Origin of the sequence: Amycolatopsis anabasis, assembly GCF_009765355.1 — a bacterium.
GTDB classification, from domain to species: domain Bacteria; phylum Actinomycetota; class Actinomycetes; order Mycobacteriales; family Pseudonocardiaceae; genus Amycolatopsis; species Amycolatopsis anabasis.
This window is the reverse complement of sequence record NZ_VTHK01000031.1, coordinates 116,303-124,539: the sequence shown is the minus strand read 5'-3', so window position 1 is coordinate 124,539 and position 8,237 is coordinate 116,303. Positions and strand designations below refer to the sequence as shown.

Below are 8,237 nucleotides of genomic sequence, written 5' to 3'. Positions count from 1 at the left end.
TCGGAGCGGTGGGCGCCCCCACCCACGGAACCGGCGACCACACCCAGCACCGACCCCCGCGACGTCCCCTTCCGCCCGTCCTGACGGCACCAGGAGCCGAGGAGCACCCCTGCCGGTTCTGAGCAATCACCGCCTCCGCCGCCAGCGTGAAGCCCAGGAACGTACCCAAGGCGGACACCCGCAAGGCAACCTTCCATAGGACGACCCTGGGCTCGTGGCGCCACTGCGGCCCGTCCGGGACCTCTCGCGCCGGTTGGGCCAGTGCGAGCGGCACGGGGAACCGCAGCACGTTCACATACCCGCCGTCCCTTCCAGCAGCACCAGAAGATCTGATCTTGACCAGTGTGGACAGACAGCATTGGTTTGTGCTGGTCAGCGCCACCCGTGTGGGTGCGGTCGGGTGTGCGGACCGGTCAGCCGGGGGTAGTCCCCGGGCATGAGCAAGAGCAGCGACACGATGGGGAAGCCGGGGCAGAAGGCGCCAGCCAGCGGGTTCTACGAATGCGACCGACGTGCTCGGGGAACAAGGCGGCGCCGATGGAGAAGACCGGTACGCAATCAAAGCGGTGTAGGGAGTTGATCACGGTCAGCCAGCTCTTAAGTAAGAGACAGACAGCCTGTCGGTCGTGCTCACACGCCATGTCGCAGAGGGCCAGGGCCGATTGGATATCATCTTTCTCGGTCCGGGGCGCGAGTAAGTCCAGCCGCTTACCCGTCGCGTTGTGGGGTTTTTCTTTCGCGTGGGGGAACGTTCTGGGAGAGATCCGCTATTTCATTTAGTGGCCGGTTGGCGCCGAAACGTTGGACGAGTTCGCCGTAGTCCTGTGTGTTGAACAGTCGATACCCGTGCACTTCGACTGCGGCGATTTGGTTCATGGTCGGAAGATTGTGATAGCGACGCGCCTTGGGGTCCTGCGCGCGGCCGGTGGGTACGCGTCCCGCCTCAAGATCTGGTAGTTCGTGGAGAAAGAGTTCCACGCCCGGTTCATAAAGCCTGGGAAGATGGCCAAACAGCGATCGAGATTTATCCACGGGCAGTGTGGCACTGGAGAGGATTGGCCCGGTATCGATCTCCCGGTCAATCACGTGCAGGGTTACTCCTAGTTCTGGTTCGTCGGCGAGCATTGTGTGGACGGGTGCCGCTGGCCCCGCATACTGCGGCAACAGGCCGGAGTGGACATTGAAAATGCCGAAACGGGGCAATTTAAGGATCGGTTCTTTGAAATATGGGAGCAACGCAGAGAGAGAATTATGTCGGGGCAACGCGGTCAGGACGCGCTGCCAGACACCGGCGCGTTGCCAGCGACGGAACAACCCGTACACCGTCTGCCAAGGACCGTAAACCGGCGGAACATACCGCCACGGCGCACCCACCCGGACCCGCCACGCCGATCCCGTCGATGAGCTGCAGTTTGGTCCATTTCGGCGGACGGCCCGGCTTCTTCCCGACAGGCAGCAACGGCCGCAGCACCGCCCACTGCGCGTCGGTCAGATCGGCCCGTCCCGCCACCGCTACGCTGGGCACGAGGTCGCCGGTGAGACAAGGGTTTTCTTGGTCGACAACCCCTCTACCGGAGACCTCTCCTACTTGATCAACGACACGCCGACACGATCACACACGGCCCCCGACCTTTGAAACACGGCTAGGCGGGGCGGACTTTCCAGCCTTCCTTGTCCGCGACCACTTTACCCATGGGTACCAGGTCGGTGAGCCTGGCCGCCGCACTGCGCATGTCGGCCATTGCCTTGCGGTAGTCCCGCATCTTCACCAGTGCTTCACCGATGAGTTTGGCGGCCATGTCGATGAAATCCGCCAGCAAGTCGCCGATGATGCCGAGTAGATCGAACGGCACCGAGACCGCGCCGGTGGTAGCTGTCACCAGCGAGGAGGCGACTTTCCCGATCAGTTCGATGGCAAGCTTGTAGGTCTCGGTGATAAGCCTGCTGCATTCCCACAGCACGTCCCGGGGCCCTTTTAGTGCGGCTTTGCAATCGTTGAGTGAATTGTTGAACTTGAGCGCCCATGCTTTGAACTCTTCGGCTGCGGTTCCGGTCCACACGTCGTTGACGTTGGATGCATTCGTGGCGAATTCTTCTTGCGCATCGGTCAGCGCTTCGACCGACCTGGGGTCCCAGATGTCGGCGTAGTACTCAACGAGGTGCGCGTTGCCCATCACGATCTTGGCCAGTCTGTCCAATATCTCGATGGCCTGCGGCATGTTTGCGTTAGCCGCCTCGTCCCTGATCTTCTGATCCGCGTCCTTCGGCCACGGTGCGATATCCACAGGGTCCCTCCCCGGCTATCGGTCGTCGAACCGGTTGAACTGCTCGTAGTACTCGTCTTCCTTGGCGGCGTAGTACTTGGCGATGTCGTTGAGTATCTCGCCTGCCGCGGCCAGTGTGTCGTGCAATGCCTGGAAATGCTTCACGAATTCGGCAAGTGAATCGTTGTAGGCTCGGGGAGCGTCATCGGCCTCTTTTCCGAGAATGCCGAGGTCGTCCGCGCCGAGATGCGTGTTCTCGATATCACGGGCTATGCGATTCATCAGGCCGCCGGTGGAGAGGAGATCGTCCCCGGCGATCGCCAGCTGCCGCGGCACGACATGGTAGCCGCCGAGCTCCTTGCCACGCTTGGCCAGCGGATGGTCCTCGCTGATGAAGGTCATCGTCCGGTCCCCTCCGGTGTTGCGAGCAGCGCGTCCCTTTCCTGCCTCGCCCTGGCTTCGGCGGCGCGCACGGCGGCCACGAGCATCGGGCCCAGGCGCCGCTCGTCGAGCCATCCCATCTGGGCGGGGTCGAGTTCCACGCCAACGAGCGCGCCGTTCAGTCCGACGCGGACGACCCCGGCGCCGCCCGCGACCTCTTCGGCCACGGTGCGCGCACTCGCCGTGGCCGCGCGATCCCTGAGTTCGCGGAAGTCGCGGTCGACTTTCGCTGCCAGTGTTTCGAGTTCATCGAAGGAAGCCATCAGAATCCAGCCTCTCGAAGTAGTCATCGGTGCGGGCAGGAGCCGGCCGAACGGCTGGTTCGAGCGTGTCGTCCTTGCCCATCAGCGCGTCGGCGGCCTCCTGACTGCCCAGCACCTCGGCCATCGCGGCACGGCTGTCGAGTGCGGCCGCGCGCCGCGCCACGGCAACGGCCTCCACGATCCGCGTGCCGAGCACCTGCGACTGCCTACGCATGGACTCCCTGGTGAACTCGATGCCCAGCAGGGCGGCATTGCCGTCCACGGTGGCCGTGACACCGGCCGCCTCGCCCCGCATCCGGATGCCCGCGCGCTCCGCGATCACCGCGTGCACGCGGCTGGTTCGCTCGGCCGCCTGCCGCCTAGCTGCGGCGAGTTCGTCTAGTAGATCCATCGCGCTCCTCCCCGGCAATTCGGACAAAAGGCTCTGAATCGGAGAGTACTCGGAACCCTCAGCTGAGAGTGCGTTTCCGGAGAAAATCAGCTCATTGGCTCGAAGTAGGTGGCACGCATACCGAGTTTGAAGTTAATCAGTAGTGGTTGAGCGGTGAAAATTGATCAGCGCTCGGCAATATTCCGGACCGGGGCTAGCCTAGTGGCGGCCGGTTTCCCGGCCTGGATCCAGCGGTCGGTCAGTTCTCGCAGCCGGGCTTGCAGTGGTCCGGTGTGCTCGGCTTCTCCGGCGACGACGAGGTCGCCGCTGTGCTGGACCCACACCGCCGCACGCTCGTCGACGAGCGCGGTCATCCCCGCGGCCGGGTCGAACGCGTCGTGCTCGATGTAGGCGCGGGTGGTGCGCTCGTCCTGGGTGGCGAGGAAGCAGGTCAGGTCGGGGTAGGCCGGGGCGCCGACGGCGGGTACGGCGCCGGCGAACCGGTGCACCGGGCTGGTGGTGATGTCGGTTTCCGGGTCGTGGGCAAACAAGCTGGTGGGGCGGAGGTTTTCGGTGGCGGGCATGAAGTCCGCCCACAGTGCGATCTCGCCGATCACCGCGTTGCCGTCGCGGCCGTTGGTGAGGATGGGGTGCACTCCGGCGTGCGCGATCGGCGCGACGATCAGGCTCTCCTCGTCGGAGAGCTGGTCCAGCGACTCGGGCGGGATTCCGGCGGTTCCGCAGACCTCCGATCTTGGTAATTGTCAAGCCACTGCCTGATGTGGCTATCGGCCTGGCCGGTCGGCGACGGTGGCGAAGGCTTGAGGAAGAGCAACGATGGTGCGGGTCCGGGCGTCTTTCCGAGGTGGATTCGGACCGGCATCTGGACTGGCAGGGCGCCTTTAATATGCGGGACTTGGGCGGGCTGCTCAGCCGCGACGGCCGCCGGACAGCCTGGGCCGCGGTGGTGCGTGGTGACGCGGCCGACCATCTGACCGGCGTGGGCTGGTCCGCCTTGCGCGCCTACGGCAGCAAAACCATCGTCGACCTGCGTCACTTCCACGAACGTCAACCCACGCCCACCTCCCGTCCTTCGGGTCTGATGACCGTGCATGCGCCGCTGGATGACCCCGGCGACACCGAGTTCTGGCGGCACTGGTCTGGCGGGCTCGACTGCACACCGCTGTATTACCGGGCGTTCCTCGACCGATTCCCGCACCGGATCGCCCGCGCGATCGCTGCCGTCGGCGACGCACCCGTCGGCGGCGTGCTCGTCCACTGCGAGGGTGGGCGCGACCGGACCGGGACTTATCGTCCTGCTGCTTGCCCTCGCCGACGTCCCCGCCGAGGCGATCGCGGCCGACTACGCGCTCAGCGCCGCGCGCCTGGAACCGGCCTGGCGTGCCCTCGGCCTCGGTGACCAGAACAGCCGGATCGACGCGCTCCTGACCCGCCACGGCACCACAGCCCGGCAGGCCGTCATCCGCACCCTCGCTTCCCTGGACGTGCCCCCTATCTGCGCCAGGCCGGACTCACCAGCGCCCAGCTTCGTTCCGTCCGTGCGAGGCTGCTGGGCACCGTGGACCATCGGTGATGATCACCGCGGCAGCAAGATGACAACGATCTTGCACTGGGTTCAGGCTGCGGCCGAGTCCGTGGGTGTGTCGCGCTCATTCGGGAATGCCTTGGTTTCGTCGTAGGTCTGGCCGGTCTACAGGCAGTGGTAGAGCTGGCCGAGCAGTCGGTTTAACAGGTGCCGCCGCGCGGTGGAGTGCCGGTCGCCGTGGTCGCGTCGGCGCCGGTAGTGGGCCTTGGCGGGTTCGCGGTGCGTGGCGGCGATGAAGGCCCAGAGCCAGCCGGCGGCGGCCAGGCGGTCGTTCTTCACCCGGCGGAAGGTGACCGAGATCGAGCGGCCGGAGGCGCGGGTGATTGGCGCGGGTCCGGCGTAGGCCTTGAGCGCGCGGGCGTCGGCGAACCGGTTGCGGTCGTCTCCGATCTCGGCGAGCACGCGGGCGCCGGCGTTGTCGGCCAGGCCGGGGAAGCTGGTGATGATCGCGTAGTCCGGGTGTTGCCGGAAGGCCTCGGCGTCGAGGGTGGCCAGGAGGGCCAGCGCTTGACGGCCCATGGCCTGCTCGACGAGTTCGGGGTGGCGCAACTGCGGGAGGCGCAGCGCGGTGTGCAGTTCGGCGGTGGTGGCGTCGATGTAGCGGGTGCGGCCGGCGCGGCGCAGCGCGGAGGCGATGCGGGCCTTGGAGGAGGGCCACCGGAATACGGGAGAAGCCTGCCGCGCCGGGCATAGCCACTGGTCAGGGGCGGTGTTTCCGGTGGGGCGGCAGCGTATCGAGTAGGCGTTGGCGGAGCGCGATCCTGATGCCGGTGAAACTTTTCGGCGTCTTGGGGAGAAGGAGGTCGACCGGCACCTGCGCAGGGACTGACGACGGAGGCCTCGAAACAGCATGGCCGCGTCAGCGGGTCGCCTCGGGCCAGTACGGTGATGTTGTACGGGCGGCGGAGGCGATCGAGGTGCCGTCAAGACGATGGCGGGTCAGGGCGATGCCCGCTGCGGGCCATTCGACGACGAAGTCGAACGGTTCCGGAGGTGGCTGGGGCCACAACCACAGGCGTTGATGGATCTCCACGAGATCGTCTCGCGCTACCCCGCTCGGCCCGCTGAGGGACACGAGGACGGGCCCGTGACGAGGGCTCACCCGCTCGGTGTGCCATCTCAGCCGGTGTTGTTCCAGCGTGGTGGCCTTACGTCCGTCGGCGAACTGCACGCCCATGCGCAGCACCTCGTCAGGCAGTGCCTCTTCGGCATGCTGCGAGAACATGACGACGTCGATCTTGCTGGGGTGACCGAGCCATTGGCCGCCACGGTGGGCTCCCGCGCGACACGCTGCGGCAACGTCTAGTACGCATCCCTGTGGATAGGCATGTGCGGCAACCAGCACGACCACCGCGTCGTCGGCGCGCGCTACCACTTCGCGCACCGGGACGATGCCCGGCAGCATGGCGTCGGGAGGCCCAAGCCATGACGGTGGCCTGTCGTCTGGTGAGGCCGTGAAGTGCGCGTCGTCTCGGCGCGGGCCGGGAGGTTCGAAGAACATGCTTATCAGCTTAGGTAGGCTAGGCGGGCATCTTGGTCGTCAGAATGGTGGTGTGATTTCCAATTCCGTCACTATCCAGTCGAGCCGGTGGAAGGTTCCGGGCTTGAATGCTTCACGGTACACGTAGCTTTTGACGTATCCGTAGTAGCCACCCGCGGCTAATCCTTGTACCCGCAGGTTGTCGATTCTCATCTTGCCGACGGAACCGCCATAGCAGACCACGGCTCCCGGCCCGAGTACCAGTCGGATCTGCGGTACCGGCTCGTTCCCGCACGGACGGGCATCGATGGCGTTCGCGGGCGCTACCGAGAAGCCGAGCAGTATCGCTACGGCTGCCGCGAGAGTCGCCAGTCTTCGGATCTGTTTCATATGCGTTCCCTTGAAAACAGAGAGCGGCTTGCGCTCGAATATGCAGAGACAAAACTCCGAACACGCGCTCATTTAGTATCGCTGCCGCCGAACAGCGACTGAAGTGTTGACTACTGGACAATCTGAGGAACTTCTTGTCTCATTCCCCCGCTGCACCGTTGTTCGACTGGCACGGGAAGGTGCGCCGATGTCGCCAGTTCCTGGCGAGGAAGGTAGAGCGCGCTGGCGTTGATCATCTCCCGGTCGTACTCGGCGAGCGCGGCGAAGAAGTGGAACACCAGCCGCCCGGTGAGGGTGGAGGTGTCGATGCCCTGTTCCAGCACGAGGAAGTCGACCTTGCGTTCACCGAACCAGGCGACCAGGTCCAGCAGGTGGCGGTGGTTGCGGCCGATCCGTTTGAGCCGGGTGACCACCACCTGGTCCCCGGCGCGGAGTTTGTCCAGCATCCGGTTGAGCTTCGGGCGGGAGGACAGCTTGCCACTGATCTTCTCGATGACGATGTTCTCCTCGGGCACCCCGGCGGCGCGCAGGGCGTCGATCTGGTGGTCGGCGTTCTGGTCGCGGGTGGAGACGCGGGCGTAGCCGAAGCGGGCCCATCGCCGATCAGCCCTCCCCGTCGTCGAAAAATGCGTCGGAGTTGCCCAGGTTGCCAGTTTGGCGAATGGTCTAACCAAGTAACTGCTAAGCAGATGAACAGATTTGCTGTTTTCGCCGGTTGACCACGATCGCGATCTCTGCACCGAGGAAGCAGGTGGTCGAAGCCGTACTGCGCGTCGATCGTGGTCGCCGAACTCGACGATCAGATCGTCCACGCGGAACGCCTGGCCGGCCGCCCCCGCACCGGCACCCGGCGGAAAGGGCGCCGCCCCGGCCGTCGTGGGCAGGGTTGGCACCGCGTCGTTCATTCGGAGGCAGCAGGCCGAGTTTCGAGGAGCCCCTCGTGGTTTTCGAGGGCCACCCAGGCGCGGTGCCGGGCGAATGGGTGAATCCGTGGCGTCGTGGTGCCCGCTTGCGGCGTGGGCGGTCCATCGTTCCGCGCAGTTCCCGGTGACTCGGGAGGTCGGCAGGCAAGATCTGACAGTTTCGGCTGGCCGTACCGGGGGAGAGGTGCGACGACGTCATGATCGAGATCGGCTACACCCTGCACACCGGCGACGGTGACCTCGTACACGAGGTTCGTCAGGCCCCGCTTGTACCGCGCGTGGGCGAACTGGTCACCCTCGGCAGCCCCACGCTGTGGCTGGCGTTGGTCGCTCGCGCTGTGTGGTTTGGCTATCGCGCCGTCCGGCGATCGTTCGGGTTCTATCGGTGAGCATGCAGCCACCGCCCGGGCCGCTGAGTGTCCGTCCACAATGTCGCGTGGTGTTTTGTCGGTGGGCGTGGGTAGCGTCCTGTGCCGTGGACGCAGGGGAACGCATTCAGG

Annotated in this window: 12 protein-coding genes and 1 pseudogene; 3 read left to right on the top strand and 10 right to left on the bottom strand. The window is 65.6% G+C overall.

Annotated features, from left to right (window positions below; translation table 11 throughout):
* Positions 1 to 708: 708 nt before the first annotated feature.
* From FXO23_RS51865 to FXO23_RS33200, 6 genes are all read right to left on the bottom strand, one after another.
* A complete protein-coding gene (locus FXO23_RS51865; RefSeq protein WP_425484933.1) occupies positions 709 to 1,323 on the bottom strand; it encodes a formyltransferase family protein in 615 nt (204 codons plus the stop codon).
* A 320-nt stretch (positions 1,324 to 1,643) separates the two neighbouring features.
* Positions 1,644 to 2,285, bottom strand: a complete 642-nt coding sequence (locus FXO23_RS33220) for a hypothetical protein (RefSeq protein WP_158889579.1) — start codon at positions 2,283 to 2,285, stop codon at positions 1,644 to 1,646.
* A gap of 15 nt (positions 2,286 to 2,300) precedes the next feature.
* Positions 2,301 to 2,666 carry a BAR domain-containing protein gene (locus FXO23_RS33215; RefSeq protein WP_158889578.1) on the bottom strand — a complete coding sequence of 122 codons (366 nt, stop codon included), beginning with the start codon at positions 2,664 to 2,666 and terminating at the stop codon, positions 2,301 to 2,303.
* Positions 2,663 to 2,968 (bottom strand): hypothetical protein, encoded by a 306-nt coding sequence (locus FXO23_RS33210; protein ID WP_158889576.1) that lies wholly within the window; start codon positions 2,966 to 2,968, stop codon positions 2,663 to 2,665. The genes FXO23_RS33215 and FXO23_RS33210 overlap by 4 nt, the downstream gene beginning before the upstream one ends.
* Complete coding sequence (locus FXO23_RS33205) at positions 2,952 to 3,359, bottom strand: YbaB/EbfC family nucleoid-associated protein (RefSeq protein WP_158889574.1); 408 nt, start codon at positions 3,357 to 3,359, stop codon at positions 2,952 to 2,954. The genes FXO23_RS33210 and FXO23_RS33205 overlap by 17 nt, the downstream gene beginning before the upstream one ends.
* A 164-nt stretch (positions 3,360 to 3,523) precedes the next feature.
* Complete coding sequence (locus FXO23_RS33200; RefSeq protein ID WP_158889572.1) at positions 3,524 to 3,994, bottom strand: hypothetical protein; 471 nt, start codon at positions 3,992 to 3,994, stop codon at positions 3,524 to 3,526.
* A gap of 251 nt (positions 3,995 to 4,245) precedes the next feature.
* Between FXO23_RS33200 and FXO23_RS52750 the strand changes: the two are divergent.
* Together FXO23_RS52750 and FXO23_RS51860 are read left to right on the top strand one after the other, a co-directional pair.
* Positions 4,246 to 4,587, top strand: a pseudogene (locus FXO23_RS52750) (tyrosine-protein phosphatase); the annotation flags it as partial.
* 37 nt (positions 4,588 to 4,624) lie between these two features.
* The gene (locus FXO23_RS51860; protein WP_246258175.1) at positions 4,625 to 5,038 is read left to right on the top strand and encodes a tyrosine-protein phosphatase; all 414 of its coding nucleotides are present in this window, start codon (positions 4,625 to 4,627) and stop codon (positions 5,036 to 5,038) included.
* Positions 5,039 to 5,049: 11 nt separating this feature from the next.
* Here the strand turns inward: FXO23_RS51860 and FXO23_RS33190 are convergent, their stop codons facing one another.
* The 4 genes from FXO23_RS33190 to FXO23_RS33175 all read right to left on the bottom strand — a co-directional run bounded on the left by FXO23_RS33190 (position 5,050) and on the right by FXO23_RS33175 (position 7,719).
* Entirely contained in the window at positions 5,050 to 5,493 is a 444-nt protein-coding gene (locus FXO23_RS33190; RefSeq protein ID WP_218952215.1) for a transposase, read from the bottom strand.
* 310 nt (positions 5,494 to 5,803) lie between these two features.
* Positions 5,804 to 6,445, bottom strand: a complete 642-nt coding sequence (locus FXO23_RS33185; RefSeq protein WP_158889568.1) for a hypothetical protein — start codon at positions 6,443 to 6,445, stop codon at positions 5,804 to 5,806.
* Between the two features lie 39 nt (positions 6,446 to 6,484).
* Complete coding sequence (locus FXO23_RS33180; protein WP_158889566.1) at positions 6,485 to 6,814, bottom strand: hypothetical protein; 330 nt, start codon at positions 6,812 to 6,814, stop codon at positions 6,485 to 6,487.
* A 110-nt stretch (positions 6,815 to 6,924) separates the two neighbouring features.
* A complete protein-coding gene (locus tag FXO23_RS33175) occupies positions 6,925 to 7,719 on the bottom strand; it encodes a recombinase family protein (RefSeq protein ID WP_158889564.1) in 795 nt (264 codons plus the stop codon).
* Positions 7,720 to 7,934: 215 nt separating this feature from the next.
* On the opposite strand from FXO23_RS33175, the gene FXO23_RS33170 reads away from it, so the two are divergent.
* Positions 7,935 to 8,126 (top strand): hypothetical protein, encoded by a 192-nt coding sequence (locus FXO23_RS33170; RefSeq protein ID WP_158889562.1) that lies wholly within the window; start codon positions 7,935 to 7,937, stop codon positions 8,124 to 8,126.
* Positions 8,127 to 8,237 lie beyond the last annotated feature (111 nt).

What these genes read in the sequence shown, in the direction of transcription:
- FXO23_RS33215 (WP_158889578.1), bottom strand. Translation starts at nt 2,666, where the DNA reads ATGACCTTCATCAGCGAGGACCATCCGCTGGCCAAGCGTGGCAAGGAG.
- FXO23_RS33210 (WP_158889576.1), bottom strand. Translation starts at nt 2,968, where the DNA reads ATGGCTTCCTTCGATGAACTCGAAACACTGGCAGCGAAAGTCGACCGC.
- FXO23_RS33205 (WP_158889574.1), bottom strand. Translation starts at nt 3,359, where the DNA reads ATGGATCTACTAGACGAACTCGCCGCAGCTAGGCGGCAGGCGGCCGAG.
- FXO23_RS33185 (WP_158889568.1), bottom strand. Translation starts at nt 6,445, where the DNA reads ATGTTCTTCGAACCTCCCGGCCCGCGCCGAGACGACGCGCACTTCACG.
- FXO23_RS33180 (WP_158889566.1), bottom strand. Translation starts at nt 6,814, where the DNA reads ATGAAACAGATCCGAAGACTGGCGACTCTCGCGGCAGCCGTAGCGATA.
- FXO23_RS33175 (WP_158889564.1), bottom strand. Translation starts at nt 7,719, where the DNA reads ATGAACGACGCGGTGCCAACCCTGCCCACGACGGCCGGGGCGGCGCCC.
- FXO23_RS33170 (WP_158889562.1), top strand. Translation starts at nt 7,935, where the DNA reads ATGATCGAGATCGGCTACACCCTGCACACCGGCGACGGTGACCTCGTA.